Source organism: Chryseobacterium nakagawai, from assembly GCF_900637665.1.
Taxonomy (GTDB): Bacteria; Bacteroidota; Bacteroidia; order Flavobacteriales; family Weeksellaceae; genus Chryseobacterium; species Chryseobacterium nakagawai.
This window is the reverse complement of sequence record NZ_LR134386.1, coordinates 792307-813405: the sequence shown is the minus strand read 5'-3', so window position 1 is coordinate 813405 and position 21099 is coordinate 792307. Positions and strand designations below refer to the sequence as shown.

Annotated in this window: 21 protein-coding genes; 15 read left to right on the top strand and 6 right to left on the bottom strand. The window is 35.0% G+C overall.

Going from position 1 to position 21099, the window contains the following annotated elements; translation table 11 throughout:
• Positions 1–10 precede the first annotated feature (10 nt).
• Together EL260_RS03700 and EL260_RS03695 are read left to right on the top strand one after the other, a co-directional pair.
• Positions 11–700, top strand: a complete 690-nt coding sequence (locus EL260_RS03700) for a response regulator transcription factor (RefSeq protein ID WP_123858898.1) — start codon at positions 11–13, stop codon at positions 698–700.
• Between the two features lie 70 nt (positions 701–770).
• Positions 771–3068, top strand: coding sequence for a GH92 family glycosyl hydrolase (locus EL260_RS03695; protein ID WP_123858897.1), 2298 nt, complete (start codon positions 771–773; stop codon positions 3066–3068).
• 82 nt (positions 3069–3150) lie between these two features.
• Here the strand turns inward: EL260_RS03695 and EL260_RS03690 are convergent, their stop codons facing one another.
• Positions 3151–4488 carry a dihydroorotase gene (locus EL260_RS03690; RefSeq protein ID WP_123858896.1) on the bottom strand — a complete coding sequence of 446 codons (1338 nt, stop codon included), beginning with the start codon at positions 4486–4488 and terminating at the stop codon, positions 3151–3153.
• 204 nt (positions 4489–4692) lie between these two features.
• Here EL260_RS03690 and EL260_RS03685 point away from each other — a divergent pair, with 204 nt between their 5' ends.
• From EL260_RS03685 to ribA, 8 genes are all read left to right on the top strand, one after another.
• A complete protein-coding gene (locus EL260_RS03685) occupies positions 4693–6120 on the top strand; it encodes a lipopolysaccharide biosynthesis protein (RefSeq protein WP_123858895.1) in 1428 nt (475 codons plus the stop codon).
• A 150-nt stretch (positions 6121–6270) separates the two neighbouring features.
• Entirely contained in the window at positions 6271–7287 is a 1017-nt protein-coding gene (locus EL260_RS03680) for a sugar phosphate nucleotidyltransferase (RefSeq protein WP_123858894.1), read from the top strand.
• A 112-nt stretch (positions 7288–7399) separates the two neighbouring features.
• Positions 7400–8245: a DUF4292 domain-containing protein gene (locus EL260_RS03675; protein WP_123858893.1), complete on the top strand. Its 846-nt coding sequence runs from the start codon at positions 7400–7402 to the stop codon at positions 8243–8245.
• On the top strand, positions 8242–9804 hold the full coding sequence (locus tag EL260_RS03670; RefSeq protein WP_123858892.1) for a M23 family metallopeptidase: 1563 nt from the start codon (positions 8242–8244) through the stop codon (positions 9802–9804). Before EL260_RS03675 ends, EL260_RS03670 begins: the two co-directional genes overlap by 4 nt.
• A gap of 31 nt (positions 9805–9835) precedes the next feature.
• On the top strand, positions 9836–10048 hold the full coding sequence (locus EL260_RS03665) for a twin-arginine translocase TatA/TatE family subunit (protein ID WP_066699604.1): 213 nt from the start codon (positions 9836–9838) through the stop codon (positions 10046–10048).
• A gap of 15 nt (positions 10049–10063) precedes the next feature.
• Positions 10064–10678, top strand: a complete 615-nt coding sequence (locus tag EL260_RS03660; protein WP_123858891.1) for a DUF4254 domain-containing protein — start codon at positions 10064–10066, stop codon at positions 10676–10678.
• The gene (locus EL260_RS03655; RefSeq protein ID WP_123858890.1) at positions 10675–11133 is read left to right on the top strand and encodes a hypothetical protein; all 459 of its coding nucleotides are present in this window, start codon (positions 10675–10677) and stop codon (positions 11131–11133) included. The genes EL260_RS03660 and EL260_RS03655 overlap by 4 nt, the downstream gene beginning before the upstream one ends.
• Positions 11134–11151: 18 nt before the next feature.
• A complete protein-coding gene (gene ribA, locus EL260_RS03650; protein ID WP_123858889.1) occupies positions 11152–11748 on the top strand; it encodes a GTP cyclohydrolase II in 597 nt (198 codons plus the stop codon).
• Positions 11749–11994: 246 nt separating this feature from the next.
• On the opposite strand, the gene EL260_RS03645 is transcribed toward ribA, so the two are convergent.
• Positions 11995–12543 carry a hypothetical protein gene (locus EL260_RS03645; protein WP_123858888.1) on the bottom strand — a complete coding sequence of 183 codons (549 nt, stop codon included), beginning with the start codon at positions 12541–12543 and terminating at the stop codon, positions 11995–11997.
• A gap of 116 nt (positions 12544–12659) precedes the next feature.
• Here EL260_RS03645 and EL260_RS03640 point away from each other — a divergent pair, with 116 nt between their 5' ends.
• From EL260_RS03640 to EL260_RS03620, 5 genes are read left to right on the top strand one after another with little or no spacing between them, the layout of a single operon-like run.
• Positions 12660–14363, top strand: a complete 1704-nt coding sequence (locus tag EL260_RS03640) for a glycoside hydrolase family 3 protein (RefSeq protein WP_123858887.1) — start codon at positions 12660–12662, stop codon at positions 14361–14363.
• A 27-nt stretch (positions 14364–14390) separates the two neighbouring features.
• Positions 14391–15539, top strand: coding sequence for an N-acetyl-alpha-D-glucosaminyl L-malate synthase BshA (bshA, locus tag EL260_RS03635; protein ID WP_123858886.1), 1149 nt, complete (start codon positions 14391–14393; stop codon positions 15537–15539).
• Positions 15540–15566: 27 nt separating this feature from the next.
• A complete protein-coding gene (locus tag EL260_RS03630) occupies positions 15567–16826 on the top strand; it encodes a DUF2851 family protein (protein WP_123858885.1) in 1260 nt (419 codons plus the stop codon).
• Between the two features lies 1 nt (position 16827).
• Positions 16828–17049, top strand: coding sequence for a PspC family transcriptional regulator (locus tag EL260_RS03625; protein WP_027373948.1), 222 nt, complete (start codon positions 16828–16830; stop codon positions 17047–17049).
• Between the two features lie 2 nt (positions 17050–17051).
• Positions 17052–17564 carry a GNAT family N-acetyltransferase gene (locus EL260_RS03620; protein WP_123858884.1) on the top strand — a complete coding sequence of 171 codons (513 nt, stop codon included), beginning with the start codon at positions 17052–17054 and terminating at the stop codon, positions 17562–17564.
• 130 nt (positions 17565–17694) lie between these two features.
• Here EL260_RS03620 and EL260_RS03615 read toward each other — a convergent pair whose 3' ends face one another.
• From EL260_RS03615 to EL260_RS03600, 4 genes are all read right to left on the bottom strand, one after another.
• A complete protein-coding gene (locus EL260_RS03615) occupies positions 17695–18429 on the bottom strand; it encodes an SIMPL domain-containing protein (RefSeq protein ID WP_123858883.1) in 735 nt (244 codons plus the stop codon).
• A gap of 107 nt (positions 18430–18536) precedes the next feature.
• Positions 18537–19364, bottom strand: coding sequence for a carboxypeptidase-like regulatory domain-containing protein (locus EL260_RS03610; RefSeq protein ID WP_228445295.1), 828 nt, complete (start codon positions 19362–19364; stop codon positions 18537–18539).
• Positions 19365–19381: 17 nt separating this feature from the next.
• Positions 19382–20191: a hypothetical protein gene (locus EL260_RS03605; protein WP_123858882.1), complete on the bottom strand. Its 810-nt coding sequence runs from the start codon at positions 20189–20191 to the stop codon at positions 19382–19384.
• Between the two features lie 3 nt (positions 20192–20194).
• Entirely contained in the window at positions 20195–20941 is a 747-nt protein-coding gene (locus tag EL260_RS03600) for a carboxypeptidase-like regulatory domain-containing protein (RefSeq protein ID WP_123858881.1), read from the bottom strand.
• Between the last annotated feature and the right edge of the window lie 158 nt (positions 20942–21099).

Below are 21099 nucleotides of genomic sequence, written 5' to 3'. Positions count from 1 at the left end.
ATGTGTAAGTATGGAGAAATCTAAAATTTTATATGCCGAAGACGACAAAACAATAGCATTTCTGGTTGAAGACAGCTTAGAAAGTTATTATGATATCAGCTGTTATTCGGATGGAGAATCTGCATTGGAAGCATTTAACAGTAAGGATTATGATATTTGTCTGCTGGATATTATGATGCCTGGCATGAACGGATTTGAAGTAGCCCAGCAGATTCGCAGTAAAAACTCTGAGATCCCGATTATTTTTATTTCTGCAAAAGCTTTAAAGGAAGACAGAATCAAAGGGTTAAAAATAGGAGCCGATGATTATCTGGTAAAACCATTCAGTATTGAAGAACTGATGCTGAAAATAGAAGTTTTCCTGAAACGTACAAAGAAAACCAATCCCACTCCTGTAAAATACAAAGTCGGGAAATATGATTTTGATCCTCAAAACTATACTCTGCAAGGCATAGAAAACAACATCACTCTTACTCAAAGAGAGTCTGAACTTCTTCATTATTTTCTCAATCACAAAAATACCGTTGTGAAAAGACAGGATATCCTAAAGGCCATCTGGGGAGATGATGATTATTTCATGGGGAGAAGCCTGGATGTATTTATTTCCAGGTTGCGAAAAGTACTGGCTGAGGAACAGGATATTTTAATTGAAAACCTACACGGAATAGGGTTCCGTTTTTCCGAAAAAAATAAATATTGAACGAATTCTTATAAAGTAAAACAGCAAATGATGATTTTAATTAATTTTAACCTTTGAAAATTTGTTATTAATGAAAAATCACACACCCATTGTTTTTCTGTTTCTATTATTTTTAAGTCTTTACGTTAAAGCTCAAAAATTTGAAAGATTATATCAATATGTAAATCCACTCATCGGAACTGAAAAAATGGGGCATACCTATCCCGGAGCTACTGTTCCTTTTGGAGCCATACAATTAAGTCCGGAAACTGACAGCATTTCCTATGAACTTAACGGAAAATACAATGGTGAAGTTTATAAATATTGCGCAGGCTATCGTTATGAAGACAAAACCATTACAGGCTTCAGCTCTACTCATTTCAGTGGCACGGGGCATTCTGACCTTGGAGATTTTTTGATAATGCCTACTGTTGGGAAGCTTCAGCTTAATCCGGGAACGGCTACACATCCTGAAAACGGATACAGAAGCAGATTTTCACATCAGAACGAAAAGGCCGCTGCAGGATATTATCAGGTTAAGCTTGATGATTATAATATCCTTGCAGAATTAACCGCTACTCCAAGGGTGGGAGTCCATCGTTATACTTTTCCCAAATCTGATCAGGCTCATATTATTTTAGATCTGATGGCAGGCATCTATAACTATGACGGAAAAAATGTCTGGACCTATGTCCGCAAAGAAGATGGTAACACCATTACAGGATATAGGCAAACCAATGGCTGGGCAAGAACAAGAACGGTTTATTTTGCGATGACATTTTCAAAACCTTTCAAATCCTACGGTCAGAAAAATTATGATGAAAAGCAGATTTACAAAGGATTTTGGAGAAAGTTCGATCAAACAAAAAACTTCCCGGAAATCGCTGGAAAAAATTTAAAAATGTATTTTGATTTTGACACGAATGAAGGCGAATCTATTGAGATCAAACTTGCAATTTCTCCTGTAAGCCAAGCTAATGCTTTGGAAAATCTTGAGAAAGAAGCAGGAAATTTAACGTTCGATCAGGTTAAGGCAAATGCCCAAAGAGATTGGGACAAGGAATTAAATAAAATTGTTATTGAAGGTTCTGAAACCCAAAAGACCAATTTTTATACTGCGATGTATCATACATTCATTAACCCCACAGTTTATATGGATGTAAACGGAGAATACAAAGGATTGGATCAAAATATTCACAAAGCAGAAAATTTCATCAACTATACTACCTTCTCTTTATGGGATACGTATCGGGCTCTTCATCCTTTCTTTAATATTATTCAACCTAAACGTAATAATGATATGGTGAGATCAATGATGGCTCATTATAATCAGTTTTCAATGAAAATGTTACCCATATGGTCACATTATGCCAATGATAACTGGTGTATGAGCGGTTATCACAGCGTAAGTGTTGTTGCCGATGCTATTATCAAAGGAAATTATAATGGTGATGCTAAAGAAGCCCTGAAAGCATGTGTAGAAACAGCCAACAAAAGAGACTATGAAGGGATTGGTCAATATATTGATCTAGGATATATTCCTGCTGAAAAAAACGGAACTTCAGTTTCAAATACTCTGGAATATGCTTATGATGACTGGGCCATTGCTCAGCTGGCTAAATATTTAGGAGAGACAGAAATCTATAATCAATTCATCAAACGTTCTCAAAATTGGAAGAATAATTTTGACAAAACCATCGGATTTATGCGTCCGCGCCTTGCTGATGGAAGTTTTAAAAAAGATTTTGATGTATTAAGTACCCACGGACAGGGATTCATTGAAGGAAACTCATGGAACTATAGTTTCTTTGTTCCGCAAAGCCCAGATGAGCTGATCACAATGATGGGTGGAAAAAAGAAATTTGCATCAAAGCTGGATGAACTGTTTTCAATGCACCTACCCGATGAATTTTTCGCAGATACTGAAGATATTACCAGAGAAGGAATTATCGGTGGATATGTTCACGGAAACGAACCGGCACATCATGTTGCTTATCTCTATAACTGGGCGGGGCAGCCTTGGAAAACCCAATCACAGATCCGTCACATTCTTGAAATGCAATATAAAGCAACCCCGGACGGATTAGGAGGAAATGATGATACAGGACAAATGAGTGCGTGGTATATTCTAAGTTCATTAGGATTTTATCCTGTAGCTCCCGGTTCAGAAAACTATTCAATAGGAAGTCCGGCCATTGACAATGCTGTTTTAAATTTAGAAAACGGAAAAATTTTTGAAATTAAAGCCATCAATCAAAGCCCACAAAATGTATACGTACAAAAGCTTCTTTTAAACGGAAAAGAGGTTAAAAATTTTACATTAAAGCATTCTGACATTATGAATGGAGGAAAACTTACTTTTTATATGGGTAATAAAGCTAAAAAATAGGTTTTGGCTAAAGCCAATGGAATTTTTGAAATTAAAAAGCGGGCTAAAGCCCGCTTCTATTGAATTGTTATAATAACTTTTATTATTCTTTCACCTCGAAAAGTAGTCTCTCCCCAAATTTCTCTTCAGCAATTTTTCCATTATCATATACCAGGTTTCCATTGACAAAAGTGTGGGTAACTTTAGAGTGAAAGTTCATTCCTTCAAGAGGACTCCAACCGCATTTGTATAATAAGTTATCTTTGGATACCGTCCAGTCTTCATTTAAATCTACCAAAACAAGATCCGCTTTATATCCTTCTTTTACAAAACCTCTCTTTTCCACTCTGAAAAGAATTGCAGGGTTGTGGCTCATTTTTTCAACAATTTTCTCTAGGGAGATTTTACCGTTTTTATAGTTTTCCAGCATCACAACTAATGAATGCTGAACCAATGGTGCTCCCGACGGGCATTTTGTATACACATTATCCTTTTCTTCTGCGGTATGAGGTGCATGGTCCGTTGCAATCACATCAATTCTGCCATCCAGCAATGCTTCCCAAAGAGCATCTTTATCCTTTTGTGTTTTTACTGCCGGATTCCACTTGATGAGACCTCCTTTTGTTTCATAGTCCTCATTCGTAAAGGTAAGGTGGTGAACACATACCTCAGCAGTAATCTTTTTATCTTTTAGTGGAATATCATTTCTGAATAATTCCATTTCTTTAGCTGTAGAAAGGTGAAAAACGTGAAGTCTTGCTCCTGTTTTCTGCGCCAGTTCAATTGCTTTTGAAGAAGATTTATAGCAAGCCTCTTCACTTCTGATCAAGTGATGGAACTTCACCGGAATATCCTCTCCATATTCATCCATATATTGTTGAGTATTAGCTCTGATGGTAGCCTCATCTTCACAGTGAACAGCGATCAGCATGGTTGTATTACTGAAAATATTTTCCAATGTTTCTGGATTATCAACCAGCATGTTTCCTGTAGATGACCCTAAAAATAATTTGATACCCGGAACATTTCTTGGATTTGTTTTTAAAACTTCCTCAAGGTTATCATTTGTTCCTCCCATCATAAAACCATAATTGGCATAGGCCTTCTGAGAAGCTATTTCATATTTATCCGCTAATAATTCCTGAGTAACAGCATTGGGAACCGTATTTGGCTGGTCAATAAAACTGGTCACTCCGCCAGCAATTGCGGCTCTTGATTCCGTTTCAATATCTCCTTTGTGAGTTAGGCCAGGGTCACGGAAATGTACCTGATCATCAATCACACCTGGAAGAAGATATTTTCCTGATCCATCAATAACATGATCTGCCTCGTCAGAAATACCGAAAGCTATTTTAGAAATTAAGTCATTTTCTATTAAGATATCACTTTCAAAGGTTTTACCTTCGTTTACGATATTTACATTTTTGATTAGGGTCTTCATTTTACTTTTTAGAAATTAGATTAGAAATAGAGGTTAAAATGGAAGAGTTAACAATTAAGTATGATGAATAAGCACAATCCTTAGATTGATAACATCTTGCTTTTAACTTCTCTAAAAAGCAAAATTAAGGTTTATGAATGAATTTTTATATCACTCGTAATAAATCAATTTCTAAATATTTACATTTGCATAAAATTTTTCGAATTGTATAAGAAATTATTAGGGCAGACAATTATTTATGGAGTGGGGGCCATCGCGCCAAGAATTATTTTATTCATCCTTAATCCACTGTTGATCTATAAAATTCCCAATGAAGGTTTTGCAATTTTCACACAGCTTTATGCGTGGATTTCATTTGTAAACATTATTCTTTCATTTGGTTTTGAAACAGCCTATTTTCGATTCTCTGCGGAAGATGATAATGAGAAAAAAACCTTCAATACTTCATTCTGGTTTTTATTTTCAACCTCTACCCTATTCCTGGCATTATGCTATTTATTCAATCAACCTATTGCCGATTATTTAGGATATCATGATAATCCTCAATATATTAAATGGTTTGCATTAATTGCTTTTTTTGACAATCTATTGGTGATTCCTTTTGCATGGCTGCGTTTCCACAATAAGCCTATCAAATATTCAGCAGTAAGAATCTTTCAGTCCATATTTCAGGCAGTTTTTACAGCAGCTCTATTCTTTTGGATTCCGGAAAGTGTATCAAAAGGTTTTGGTCTAAATCAAAATGTAGATTATCCTTTCTTCAGTAATCTGGCAGGAAGTGCTTTAGGTTTCCTCTTGTTACTTCCTATTATATTAAAAGTAAGATTCCAATTCATCACCTCTTTATTTAAGCGTATGATTAAGTATTCATTTCCATTGATGCTGGCAGGTCTTGCTTTTATGGTGAATGAAAACTTTGATAAATCTATACAGAGAAATCATATTTCGGATGAGGAAGCCGGTGCTTACGGAGGCTGTTATAAACTGGCCGTCCTGATGACTTTATTTGTTACGGCTTACCGAATGGGTATTGAGCCATTCTTTTTTAAGCAAATGGATAAAGGGGATGCTAAAAAGACCTATGCTAAAGTAGCAGAATACTTTGCTTTTTTTGCCTGTGCTGTAGCTCTGGGAATCATCGCCAATATTTCATGGTTAAAGAGTGTTTTTATTCCTAATAAATCTTATTGGATTGCGATAGACATTATCCCAGTTATTGTAGTAGCTAACCTTTGCTTCGGAATATATTATAACTTTTCCACCTGGTATAAAGTAACAGACAGAACGAGTGTTGGAACCATAATCTCATGGATTGGAGCAGGTATTAATATTGTTTTAAACTACTTAGCTTTATCCTATTATCACAGTATGATTGGTTCTGCTTGGGCAACATTCGGGGCATACGCAATCATGATGATTGTGTCATACCTGTTAGGACAAAAGTATTATCCAATTCCTTATAGAATGAAGAAGATGAGTTTCTTCTTACTCCTACTTGGAGTTTTCAGTTTTATCATTGTAAAATATCTTAACTATAATATTGTAACAAGTAATTTATTATTCTTAATCTTCTTAGGAATTTTGCTCTATTCTGAGAAAAATATGATTTTATCAAGAATCAGGAAGAATTAAACTTTGGTCTCTCTTTTGATGACTATTAAGCTTTAAAAAACTAAACAGAGTGGCTGAACATGATAAGTATTACATTTCTAAAATGTTTTAATTATCTTATGTTAGCTTAAAATACACTACATTTAAACAAAAAACATCGTTATATCATCTATGAAAATTATTGTTCCAATGGCTGGACGTGGTTCCAGATTACGTCCGCATACACTAACAGTTCCAAAACCACTTATTCCGATCGCAGGAAAACCTATCGTACAGAGATTGGTGGAAGATATTGCTAAAGTCGCAGGAGAAAAAATTGAAGAAGTAGCTTTTATCATTGGAGACTTTGGTCCTGAGATTGAAAGATCTCTTCTTCAGATTGCTGAAAAACTGGGAGCAAAAGGAAGTTTATATTATCAAAATGATCCCCTTGGAACAGCCCATGCCATTAAATGTGCAGAACAGTCAATGACAGGAGATGTTGTCATTGCTTTCGCTGATACTCTTTTCCGTGCAGACTTCCAGCTGGATAAAAACTCAGATGGAGTAATCTGGGTAAAAAGTGTAGAAGATCCATCTGCTTTTGGAGTTGTAAAGTTAGACAACTATGGTTTCATTACAGACTTCGTAGAAAAGCCACAGACATTTGTCTCTGATCTTGCCATTATCGGAATCTACTATTTCAACAGTGCTGAAAAGCTAATGGATGAAATCAACTATATCATGGACAATGATATTAAAAACGGTGGAGAATATCAGCTGACTATGGCCTTGGAGAACCTTAGAGCTAAGGGCGCTAAATTCACTTTGGGTAAAGTAAATGACTGGATGGACTGCGGTAACAAAAATGCTACAGTAGAAACCAACAGCAAAATCCTTGAATATGAAAGAGAGGAAATGAGTCATCATCCTGCTTCTGCAGTGATTGAAAACTCATTAATTATTCCACCATGCTTTATTGGAGAAAATGTAAAGATTTCTAATTCTAAAGTAGGACCTGGAGTTTCATTAGGAAATAATACAGTTATTGTCAATTCTAATATTGAAAACTCTTTGATTCAGGAAAACACAAAAATCAACCATGGAAACCTTTCCAATTCTATGATTGGTAACTCTGCTCAGTATGTAGGAGTAGCTAGAGAAATTTCTTTAGGAGATTACTCTGTTTTAGATTTCCTTTCTAAATAATTAAGATCAGAACTCTTTAATTCATATAAGATAAAGTCAAACCACACAAAATGTTTTGTGTGGTTTGGCGTTAATATTGCACCGTATTTTTTTAATTAAAAAAGATAAATACATGAAAAATTGGATCCCACTTCTTTTAATACTTCTTGCCTTATCATCCTGTAAAACCCGTAATGCTGTAAAAAATGAGACAGGCAATACCAGAGACAGTATCAAAACAGCAGAAGATAACAAAAATCCAAAAGACGTAAACCAACCGGTAAGAGATAAACTTACCTTTTACGAACATGTATTGATCCCACCAAAATTCGAGCAGATCAAAATCGACAGTAAGGTACGTGTAGAGACTGGCAGCTTTATTCCAACATTAGATGCCACCATTTATATTGAAAATGATAAAAAGGTTTGGATGAACCTAAGAGCCCTTTTCCTAAATGTAGCAAGAGGAATTGCCACTCCGGATGGAATAAAGGGACAGGATAAAACAAGCAAAACCTATATTGATTCTGATTTTGATTACCTTAACAATCTGTTGAATGTTAATTTTATTGATTACAAAGCACTGGAGAAAATCTTATTGGGAAGAACTTTTGTAAAGATTAATGATTCCCAATTTACACTCACTCAAAATGCACAAGGCTATAAACTGATTTCTAATGTCAATCAGAAAATTGTAACGGATGAAAAAAACAGGGAGTACAAGATTGCCCTGCAATATGATACCAATTATGATTTACTGAGTGTTAACTTAAAGGATGTTTTATCTCCGGATGAGTTAGAAATATCTTACAGTGATTGGAATGAGTACAATGGAATTCGCCTGCCGCAAAATGTTAAAATAATTATAAAAGGCTCAAAATCTAGTCAAATTTTACTGGAAAACACGAAATTTGACTTTTCGAGGATGGAAACACCTTATTCTGTACCATCCAGTTATAAGAAAATTGAGATTAAATGATTAAAAAATTTAGCTTTTTAATAGGTGTTCTTATGTTCGGGCTGCACCAGGGGCAGCAGAAAAAAGAACAATTACAAAAACAGAATGCCGAACTTAAAAAACAAATTGCACAAATAAATACAGATTTAGCTAAAACAAGAAGCGAATCTAAACTTTCCATAGCCTATCTTACCAGCGTTAATCAAAAGTTAGTCTTAAGAGAAAAAGTCTACAATAATACTCAAAAAGAAAAGAGATTTATTGAAGATGATATCTATCTGAAGCAACTTGAGATCAATCGTCAGAATAAGGAACTGGCTGTTCTGAGAAAGAATTATGCTGAGGTCTTGGTAAATGCTTATAAAAATAAAGGGGTACAAAATAAAGTAACCTTCATCCTTTCAGCTAAAAACATGGGTGAGGCTATCCGTAGAGTACAATATTTAAAACAGTATTCAGACTATCAGGATAAAAAAGCGGCTGAAATTACTGATGCTGCCAATCAAATCAAAAAAACCATTACGCAAAGACAGAACTCTGTAAAAGAGAAAGAAAACCTTCTGGTAAATCAACAAAAGGATTTAGCTACGATTAATACGGAGAGAGCCCAAAAAGAGCAACTGGTAGCTGATTTTAAAAAGAATGAATCGAAGCTTACTGCTGAACTGAAACAAAAGCAGGTTCAATCTAAGGCACTTGAAGGACAAATCAGGTCAATTATTGCAGAAGAGATCAGAATCGCAAAAGCGGAAGAAGAAGCTAGAAGAAAGGCGGAAGCAGAAAAAATACGTTTAGCAAAAATTGCTGCGGAAAGAGAAAAAGTAAGAATTGAAGCTGAAGCTAAGGCAAGAGCTGAAGCTTTAGAAAGAGAAAGAAGAATAGCTGAAGCTGAAGCGAAAAAAGCAGCTGAATTAGCAGCAAAAAGAGCTGAAGAAGAAAAAAAGCGTAATGAAGAAGCAGCACGAGCAGAAGCTAACTCAAGAGATGAAGCAAGGAAATTAGCGGCAAAAAAAGCTTCCGATGAAGCAGCAGCTAATGCAAAAGTAGCGGCAGATAAATTAGCAGCAGCCAGAGCGGCAGAAGCGGCATTAGCCAAGAAAAAAGAAGAAGAGAAAAAAGCGGCAGAGTCTAAGGCAATGACAAGTTATGGAGTGACAACCTCTACAGGAAGCAGTTTTGCGGATAGCAGAGGAAGGTTAGGATATCCAGCAGACAGAGCAGGACAAATTACTCACCGTTTCGGAAGACAGCCACATCCTGTCTTCAAAAATATTACAGAAGAAAATAATGGGATTAAACTCTCTGTACCTTCAGGTACCCGTGCAAAATCTGTGTATCCGGGATCTGTCTCTTCAGTACTTGCGAATAATGATGGTACAAAAACCGTAATTATTAAACATGGAAGCTATTTTACCATATATTCCAACTTAGGAAATGTAAGTGTTTCCAAAGGACAGCAGGTTTCTGCAGGAACTCCGGTAGGAACTGTAGCCCAAGATTTTGATGGTGCTTATACCCTTGATTTCCAAGTATGGAACGGAAGTACACCAGTTGATCCATTAGGTTGGATTTCATATTAAAAAAAGTGTAACTTTGTAAAAAATTTAAGAGATGAATACACTAACAATACTTGCCTTATCTTGGCAACATATCCTTATCGTAGCAATACTTTTAGTACTGCTTTTTGGAGGAAAGAAAATTCCGGAACTAATGAGAGGTGTTGGTTCAGGAATCAAAGAATTTAAAGATGCGGTAAAAGAAGAAGACAAACCAGGTTCTGAAAATAAATCGTCTTCTACAAACAATAATTCTTCAAGTAACTAAAATTCCTTAGAATTAATGAAATTTACTGAGACTGCATGGAAAGTCTTCAATCAATCTATTGAAGACTATCACGTGTCTGATGACGTTAACACTCTAATTAATAACCCTTTCGAAAAAGACAGTTTGGAACGGATTTTGTATGCAAAGAACTGGATTGATACCGTTCAATGGCATCTGGAAGATATTATTAGAGATGAAAATATTGATCCGGCTGAAGCTCTTCAACTGAAGAGAACAATAGACGCCTCCAATCAGAAAAGAACTGATCTGGTAGAATACATTGACAGCTGGTTCCTTACTAAGTTTGAACATATAACTCCTAAACCTGAAGCAAAGATAAATACGGAAACTCCCGCTTGGGCAGTAGACAGATTATCAATTCTTGCCTTAAAGGTCTATCATATGTCATTAGAAGCTAATAGAGAATCAGCTTCTGAAGAACACAGAAATAATTGCCAGGCTAAACTGGATGTTCTGCTTATTCAGAAAGAAGATCTATCAACTTCTATAAATCAGTTGCTTGCTGATATTGAGAACGGTAACGTTAAGATGAAAGTATACAAACAAATGAAAATGTATAATGATGAAAGTCTTAACCCAATCCTTTATCAAAAAGGGCAACAGAAATGAAAAGACTAGTTTTTTTTGGAGTACTAATACTATTAACATCTTCCTGCGCAACGGAAAAGCTTAACCTTTCTCCGCTGTCAAATAATTTTTATAGCGATACAAAAGGATCTGATTCTGATAGAGGCTCAAAAAAGAGTTTTAATATCAATATCAAAGAAAACGTAAACGCTTCCGAGATTTCAAATATCATCTCCACCTTCCCTAAGTTTAAAAACAACGGGCTGAATGATGAGGTTACAAGTTTGAAATACAGCCTTCAGAATTATTTATATGCTATTGATGCCAATAATTCAGCAGGCAAAAACAGAGCGCTGAAAAGCTTCGAAAAATCATACAAAAAAATTCAAAAGCAAAGACAAAATCTTGACAAGGATGATGATGAAGTTCTTAACAGATATTTGGTACGTTTAAAAACCAATATTTCTGTAATTGAAGATACTTTACCAGGAAGTTAAAAACTAATTGAACTATCAATGATTAAAATTCAGGCGGAAGCCAATGTTCCTACAGAGCACGGCAATTTCCGAATGATCGCTTTCTCCGAAAACGAAAATGATTGGATGCCTCACATGGCAATCATCGCAGACAATACAGATTTTTCAAAACCTGTAAATGTACGCTTCCATTCAGAATGTATCACCGGAGAAGTTTTCCATTCAAAAAAATGCGAATGTGGCCAGCAATTAGATGCTGCTATGAAATACATCCACGAAAACGGAGGTATTATTATTTATCTTCGTCAGGAAGGTCGCAATATAGGCATCATCAATAAATTAAAGGCATATTCATTACAGGAAAAAGGACTTGATACGGTACAAGCCAACCTAGAACTGGGACTTCCTGCAGATGACAGGAACTTTGGCGTAGCCATCGAAATCCTTAACCTGTTACATGTAAAAGATATCAATCTTTTGACCAATAATCCTGAGAAGGTAAAATATGTTGTAGAAAGTAATGTACATCTTAATTCAAGGATACCATTACAGATTCCGGCCAACGAAATAAGTAAAGGCTATTTACAAACGAAAAAAGATTTCTTTGGACATCTACTCGATGACAATGATAACTAGATAAAATAAGAGCTTCAGAATGATTTCTGAAGCTTTTTTATTATGTTCCGGATACCTCATCATTTCAACTCCAATATAAACTATTAACTTTCGCCAAAGCTCTTATTCTGTAAAATAGATGTATTGGAACCAATCGTTATTACTCGTTACCTATCAAAATGCTTCATTCCTCATAAAAATCAAAAGCCCCGGAAGATAACTTCCGAAGCTTTTTTAATTATAAAAAACTGAAAAGATATTTCTTAATTAATGTGCATTGATAGTTTGAACCTTAGATTCATCAATATTATAATGCTTAACTACAGCGTTATAGTCACCAAAATCAACACTGTTGTTTGTTTTTGCTGTCTTTTTCGCAGGATCTGCAGGTACAAGTACAATTCTGAAAGTTTGATTCATCAAATAATTGTTTGCTTCTGCCTGAGACATACTTCCAAGATTAAAGTTAGCATCATCAATTCTAACCTGAACGGTTTTATTATCAAAAACAAAATTATAGTCAAACTTTCTTGGTGAAATAGAAGTTGATGCATCTACATATACAGTCTTTGGTATCTGTTGCCAAGCACTTCCTACTTTTCTATATACCAATACCACATCAGTTGTTTGAATGTCGATATCTGCGTTCAATACATACTTATCTGCAACAAATGTACCTGTTAAGTCTTTCATGATAGGAAAAGTATCATTATCCTTTCCTGGATTTACCACAACCGGATCATCATTACTATTATCACAACTATATGTAAGAAATCCAACACCGGCTAATAATATAAGTGGAAGAATTTTTTTCATTTCTATAAATGTTTAGTTATTATTTATATTGCGTATTCAAATCATATACCAAAAATTTCAAAATCTTTGTTTTTGTCAATTTTTTTAATTGTATTTTTGTTCTTATTCAAAAAGTCATGAAGAAATTATTATATACTTCACTCTTTATTGCAGCATTGATTAGTCCTAGAATTAATGCCCAGTATCAGCCCAAAAACACTTCGAAAGAGGACATGAAAAAGGCACAGCAATGGGTAGAAAAAACGTATAAAAATCTTTCGCAAGATGAAAAACTGGGTCAGCTTTTTATTGTTGCATTATATACTAATAAAGGAGAAGACTATATCAATCAGATAAGAAACATTGTTGCTAATGATAAAATCGGAGGTTTGATCCTGATGCAGGATGATGCGGCAAGAGAAATCAACCTGGTCAACGAGTTTCAGCAAAAATCCAAAATTCCTTTGATGATTGGAATGGATGCTGAATGGGGTTTATTCCAAAGAATTGCAACAGCACATAAATTTCCTTGGGCAATGACTTTAGGTGCTATTCAGGATAAGAATCTAGTGTATCAGATGTCTGCTAAAATTGCAGAAGATTGCCACAGAATGGGAATCAACTGGGATTTTGCTCCGGTAGTGGATGTAAACACCAATCCGAACAATCCTATTATTGGTAACAGAAGTTTCGGCTCTGAGGTGGATAATGTAATTAACTCTGCTCTATCCTACTCTAATGGACTTCAGGATAACAATATTTTAGCAGCAATCAAACATTTCCCTGGTCACGGGGATACTAACACAGATTCACACCTTGATCTTCCTGTGGTTTCCCACAATTTAGATAGATTGAATTCAATAGAACTTGCTCCATTTAAAGCTTTAATGGATAAAGGAATTGGTGGTGTTATGGTGGCTCACTTATATGTTCCTAGTTTAGAATCTGGAAAAGGTATTCCTGCTTCTGTTTCTAAAAATATCATCACAGGATTATTGAAGGATAAACTTGGCTACAAAGGATTAATTATCACAGATGCCTTAAATATGGGCGCCGTTGCCAACAAATACAAACCGGGAGAGTTGGATGCTATGGCATTCAAAGCAGGAAATGATATCATGCTTTTCTCTCAGGGAGTTTCTGAAGGAAAAAAACTGATTCAGAAGGCCATTGATAGCAAAGAAATCTCTCAATCCAGAGTAGAAGAAAGTGTAAAGAAAATTTTATTGACAAAATATTTCCTAGGACTTACTCAATACACTCCAAAAAATCCAGACAACATCAATGCTGACCTGAATAATGATTCTCACAAGATTTTGGTTCAGAATCTTTATTCTAATGCATTAACTTTATTAAAGGATGAAAAAAAACTGCTTCCACTATCAGGAAAACAAGTGTATTATGTTCCGTTAGAAGAAGCTCCTTATCAGACATTTGCTAATAGAATGGGGTCTAATATTATGATTAAAAAGGCAAGTGAGATCAGTACAATTCCAGCAGGCTCTACGGTAATTGTTGGTTTCCACAAAGATAATTCAACAGCTTATAAACCATATAAAATATCTTCAGAATCTAAAAAAGTTCTTGCTGACCTTACTAAAAATCAGAATGTGATTCTTAATGTATTCGGAAGTGCCTATGCTTTGAAAGACGTTGATCTATCAAAAGTTTCAACAGTTCTGGTATCTTATGAAAACAATGATGATTCTATGAATGCTACGGCAGATGCTTTAAACGGAAAAACAAAAATCTGGGGCAGGCTTCCTGTATTGGTTAACGATCAGTTGAAGCCGGGAATGGGTATAGACCTAATTCCTGTTTCCCCAATGAACACACTATAAAAACAACATCAAAACAACAATAATCTAATGAAAATAGGCATACTTTGCTATCCAACCTATGGTGGAAGCGGAATTGTGGCAACAGAACTGGGAATGTCCCTTGCCAATAAAGGATATGAAGTACACTTTATCAGCTCTGCCCTTCCTGCAAGATTAGACATTACCAATCCTAATATTTTTTTTCACAGGGTAAATGTTCAGACTTATCCCCTCTTCCAATACCAGCCTTATGATATTGCGTTAAGTTCTATGATCTACAGAGTTGTGAATCTCTATAAACTGGACCTACTCCATGCTCATTATGCCATTCCTTATGCGTATGCAGCATTTACAGCGAAGCAGATGCTACAGGAAGACAATAATGATATTCCTTTGGTAACTACCCTTCACGGAACGGATATTACTCTTGTAGGTCAGCATCCAAGTTATAAACATGCAGTAGAATTTTCCATCAACCAGTCAGATGCCATTACTTCGGTTTCTGAGAGCTTGAAAAAGGATACCCTTCAGTTTTTCAATATCAAAAAAGAAATCCAGGTAATTACTAACTTTATTGATAATTCTGAATTTGACGACTGTACGGAATGTCAAAGAACTCAGTTTGCGAATCCTGATGAGAAAATTCTGATCCACGTATCGAATCTTCGTCCGGTAAAACGTGTGGATGAGGTATTGCAGATCTTTAAAAATGTTGAGAAGAAGGTAAAATCTAAACTTATCATCATTGGTGAAGGCCCGGATATGGAAAAGGTGAACCAATTCCTTGAAGAAAACCCGGATCTTATCTCAAAAATCCGTCTTTTAGGAAAAGTAAACGACCTTTATAAGATTCTGCAGCTTTCTGACGTATTTTTACTTCCATCAGAGCAGGAAAGTTTCGGTTTGGCAGCATTGGAAGCAATGGCCGCTTATACTCCGGTTATCAGCTCGAATGCAGGCGGAATTCCTGAGGTAAATATTCAGGGAGAAACTGGATATTTAGCAGAAATCGGAAATGTAGAAGCGATGAGCAACTACACCATTAAGCTGTTAAGCAATGAAGAACTTTTAACCAAAATGAAAGAAAATGCGAAAGAACAAGCTATAAAATTCGATTTGAAAAATATTCTTCCTATCTATGAGAAAATGTATAGAACGACTATAGAAAATTTTAAAAATGAGTTGACGAAAGTATAATATTTCTATTATATTTATCGTCACACTATGACGGAAAAATTACTTCAATATCTTTGGAACTATAAGATTTTCAAATATTTTGACTTCAAGGATATTGAAGGAAATTCCGTTGAGATGATACAATTCGGGAAATGGAACAAAGATGCCGGCCCGGATTTTCTCGATTCTAAAATCAAAATGAACGGTGTAATTCTTGCCGGAAATATAGAACTGCATGTTCGTTCCTCGGACTGGATTTTCCACAATCATTCTCAAGATCCCAATTACCAGAACATTATTCTTCATGTAGTTTTTCAACATGACACCGACATTAGTGATCTTACCGATCAAAAGGTGCCAACCCTTGAACTGAAACATTATATTGACGAAAGTATAATATGGAAGTATGAAAGATTGGTCAATGGTAATCAGTTTATTGCCTGTGAGAATATTTTTAATAAAGATAAAATTCCGGTTAACTTTCATGAAGGAAATATTCTGAAAAAACTGGAGGAAAAATCTATTGAACTAGAGCAGAATTTAATTCTTTATAAAAATAATTTTGAAGCGGTTTTATTCCACAGTCTCGCTTATTCTTTCGGATTAAAAGTAAATGCTCATATTTTTAGACAGATTGCAGAAAGTATTGATTATAGTGTTATCAATAAGATTCGCCAGAACCCTTTACAACTTGAAGCATTGTTATTCGGAATTTCAGGCTGGCTTACGACTCCTAAAGATGGACAGATGAAAATATGGAAACGAGAATTTGAATTTATTAGGGCAAAGTTTACATTGCCAGATCTTATATTTCATCCTAAATTCTTAAGATTACGGCCGCCTAATTTCCCAACGATCCGTTTGTCACAACTTGCAGATCTTTACCAACATCAGAATTTATTTTCAAAAATCATGGATGCAAAAAGTACTGAAGAGCTGTACGATCTATTTAAATCAATAAAAGCTTCTGAGTATTGGGATTGTCATTTTAATTTCGGAACGATTTCAAAAGTACAGCCTAAAACTTTAAGTAAGGATTTTATTAATCTTATCATTCTTAATACTATTCTTCCTTTAAAGTATACTTATCATAAATATCACAGTGAAGAAATCGCAGAGACAATTATAGAATTTTATCAAAATATTCCTGCGGAAAAGAACTCAGTAGTCCAAAGCTGGAAAAATATTGGAGTAGTAATTACCAATGCACTGCAAAGCCAGAGCCTGATTTATCACTACAAAAACTCATGTGAAGAAAAAAATTGCTTAACTTGCAGTATTGGATTTAAACTTTTAAAAGAATCTTGAAATGCTGAGTAATATCCGTCATAAAATGGAAAGAGAATGGTTTGGTGTACTAACAAGAATGGGTGCCAAACTTGGAATTCCCGTATCCAAATTAAGGATCTTTTTCATCTACTCTACTTTTGCTACCGCCGGTTTTTTCTTTCTGATCTATCTGGGCCTGGCATTCACTTTGTGGATTAAAGATATTTTCATCACCAGACGACCAAGTGTCTTTGATTTATAATTATGGAATTTTTACCAATTACTTCTGCTGAAGATCATAGAGTTCAGGGAATCTATTCTTCTTATACCAGCACTTTTCCTGTAGACGAACAAAGAGATAAAAAACAGTTTCTGGATTTATTTTCAAATCCGAAAGTAAGTTTTATGTCTATAGTACATGAATCAGAGGCCATAGGATACCTCATCTTATGGGAGCTGAGTTCTTTTGTCTTCGTAGAACATTTTGAAGTATTTGAGGCTTTCAGAAGTAAAAAATTAGGGTCTCATATTATGCAGCATTTACTGGAAAACTATCCAAGAATTATCCTGGAAATTGAGCCTGAGGATCTGAATGAAGATGCTAAAAGACGTTATTCTTTCTATCAGAGAAATAGTTTTGGACTCATTGATACTACTTATGTACAACCAAGTTATGGAGAAGGGAAACAATCTCTAAATCTATGGCTTCTGGCCAATTATTCTCCTGAAAACGTGGAAGAACTTAAAAATGAAATTTGCGATATTGTTTATCCTTAATATAGAACGCCGGAGTATTTCCGGCGTTTATTTTTTATTGAGGAGAAAGATTGATTAGATAAATTATTAACCACAGATTGCACAAATTTTCATAGATGTTGCGCTTCACTTTTTCTGCTCAAATTATCATCTAATTCACTTCATATTCCAGTTTTATAGTAATACTGGCTGCTTTTTCTTTGGAAGAGGTATTAAATGTTCCTCCATATGAATAATCTTCGTTTGAATTGGGCGCAGTAATCTGAATGACACCCATTGTCGCTTTTTTTAGATTACCTAAACTACTTCCGGAGTTTTCTGCAATTTTTTCAGCCCTTTCTTTGGCATCTTTTGTAGCACTGGCAATCATTTCCTGCTTTACCGTAGCCAGTTTTGTATAAAAATAAGAAGGTGAAGAAGAAGTGAATTCAATTCCGCGGTTGATAATTTCAGTAATATTCCTGGAAAGATTTTCAATTTTGCCTACTTCTTTACTTTCAATAGAAACATTTTGAGATAGATTGTAACCGGAAAATTCTCCCTGTACATAATTTCCGTTAGAATCATTATAACTTCTGAACTGCTTTTGGATATCTACAGAAGAAAACACAATCTCATTCTGTTTTATTCCTTTTGAAATCAGATAATCATTAATGACTTTTCTATCCTGCGCCAACTCATCATAAGCTGATTTAAGATCAGGATTATTTTTCGAAAAGCTTCCTGACCAGGTAATCAGATCAGAAGTAAACTGTTTGGACCCCAACCCTGTTACAGAGATTGTATTTTCAGATTTATTTCTGTTTTTGATTGCATTTCCTAAAAAGCCAAGGCCAAGAACAAACCCTAAAGCGCCTATTGCAACTGCAATAATATTTTTATTCATAAAATATGTGAATTTGATTTGATTATGAGTTTATTGCATCAATTTCCATTCCAATATTTTAAGATTTCTTTAACATTAAAAGAAATGATGAACTCTAAAAAATTGAGTTATCGATGACTATTCTTTAGTCTTTCAATGAAAAGAGGGATTACTTCTTCCATTCTCAACATAACACCGGACAAATTTCGGGCTTTTACATACGTACGAACCTGAGGCTTGACTACAAATGAAAATTCTATAAATTCCGAAATTTTGTCGGCAGGTATTCCAGCCTTGACAAAATAATCGTCCTCTACCCTGCTCCGAACCCAGGTAATATGTTCCTGTAGGTCATCATATCTATATTGTCTTTTCTGTTTTCTGGCTTTTCCACTGATCAGATCATATACTCCCTGTACATTAAGATTTCCTAACAATATTGGTAAAAGAACGCTTTTTACTTCTGCCGGCTTTTCCCGCATCTTTCCAACGGGTTGAGGAAGCCCAACAGCTTGTTTTACCTGCTCTCCTTTATCTACTTTGGCAACAATCTTTGAGTCTTGTTCAAGATCACCTGAAAGCCTTTTTACAATTTTCACTTCTCCAACATCTTTGGGAATCTGAAAAAGCGTTATCAACAATTGAGCATTAATCCCGTCCGTCAGCACTCGTCTGGAAACTCTACTGAAGTCTTCTTTTACAAACCTTAGCTCATCATTAGGATTAGCTTCTATAGAAAACATTCCCTGTGAATTGGAATATACTTTTTTATCTGTAGACATATTAACAATAGTTACGGCACTTAAATCTTCCCCGTTGTCATCAATAATCCGGCCGGTTACGGTCTGTTGAGAAAACAAAAAGTTACTGCAAAGCATCATCAGGAAAAGAAATATTTTTTTCCAATGTATATTTGTAATATTTTTGAGGTTATAATCCAATCGTTCTTTTATCATTTAAAAATACCAATATTTTATTTGGCATCAAGCTTATTCAACTTACGATATTCTACAAAGGCAGTTTTTAATTCAAATGCTAATACCTCCTTATTGAAATCTTTTCTGAATTTTTTGGAAAGTTCTCTCGTATTTTCCGCATAAATGAGAAATGCATCAATCTGCTCATCTTCCATCCCATATTTTCTCAGGAAATCTAAATTAACGTCATTTTTAAGTTGTACCATGAAATCCTGAAATTCCAGATAGTTTGCCTTTGTAATTTTAGGTTTTGTTGCATTCGTAAACAGATTTATTGCTTTACCAATAATACCTAAGACATCTACTTGCCCTGCTTTAAAATCATGTCCGGTAAAGGTTTTGGAAATAGATTTATCAGGCAAGGGCTCTGCTAAAGGACTTTTCATATATTTTGACATATCCGATTTTAAAGACCTTAGTTTTTGAGACTCATTAAGGCGCTTACTATCCTTTTCCAGGTTTCCTGTAGGCTTGAAGGCAATTTGTACTTCCGGAATTTGAATCTCCGCTTTTGAGAGCACCATTAGCACAGGAGTATTGAAATCTTCTTTTAAGACCTTCTTACTGGCACGATAATATCCTTCTTTTACAGATCTTATTTCATCATTTTCATCGGCATCTATTACAAATTTCCCTGAAGAATCGCTCAGTACAGAAATATTTTTTGAAACATTAATGATTAATACCGGATTAATATTGTTATGAGTGTTATCAGTAACAAATCCCGTTACTTTTTGCTGTGAGAACAATATTCCTGATAGGAGAGAAAGGATAACACACAGACTGGTTTTGAATATGTTTTCCATAGATTATCTTTGAGGCTGTGGAGCGCGATAAGAAGAAATTCTTGTCAGAACAAAACGTTGGAACCTGTTCAGGTCAGCATCACTGCAAAATCCATATTTGAGGATTTTTTTTCTTTCAAAACCACCTGCTAAAACATAAGAAATGAAATGATTAATCAATGGTTTTTCTATTTTAAGATTGGTGAAATAATCATCTCCAAGACTTGCATGAATATAATTCATTAAATCAATATCATCCCATTTGTCATTAACTTTCCCAATGAAAAATCCTTCTCCTTTCGGTTGTACAAATTCCCCAGGTTTTGCAGCAAGGATTCTCGGATCTGACTTTTGTGCAATATAGCGGCTCATCTCTGTCTCCAGCTTTTGAACCTTTTTAGGTTTATTGTAACTTCTTGAATCTATTTTTAAATTCCCGGTAAGCCCCTGCTTAACCTCCACTTCAGGAATCTGAATGGTAGATCGAATAAGGCTGATGTTCATCGGAGACTGTACATTTTCCTGAGAAACATTTTTCACAACTCTGTCATATCCGGCTTTTATAAATCGTAATTCATCACCTGGTCTCCCGGAAATCATGAAATGACCATCTTCGTTTGAGAATGCCATTTCATCAGTTCTGATATTTACGACAGTGACATCTTTCATTTCTGCACCGCTCTCAGAAACCACCTTTCCAAAAATATAGCTTTGAGCATTGGAATGTATGAAGAAAATCAGAGATAAAAAAAGGAGTAGTTTGAATTTCACGGATTATTTTTTATAGAGCAAAGCTAAAATTATTTTTGTATTGAAGCATAAGTTTAACCACCGTTAACGCCTTTTAGTATTTCTTGCTGCCTTTTGGTCGCGAAACTGTTAAATAGGCAGATTGAATTGTTAAATTTTCTTTTAAATTTTAGCTAACT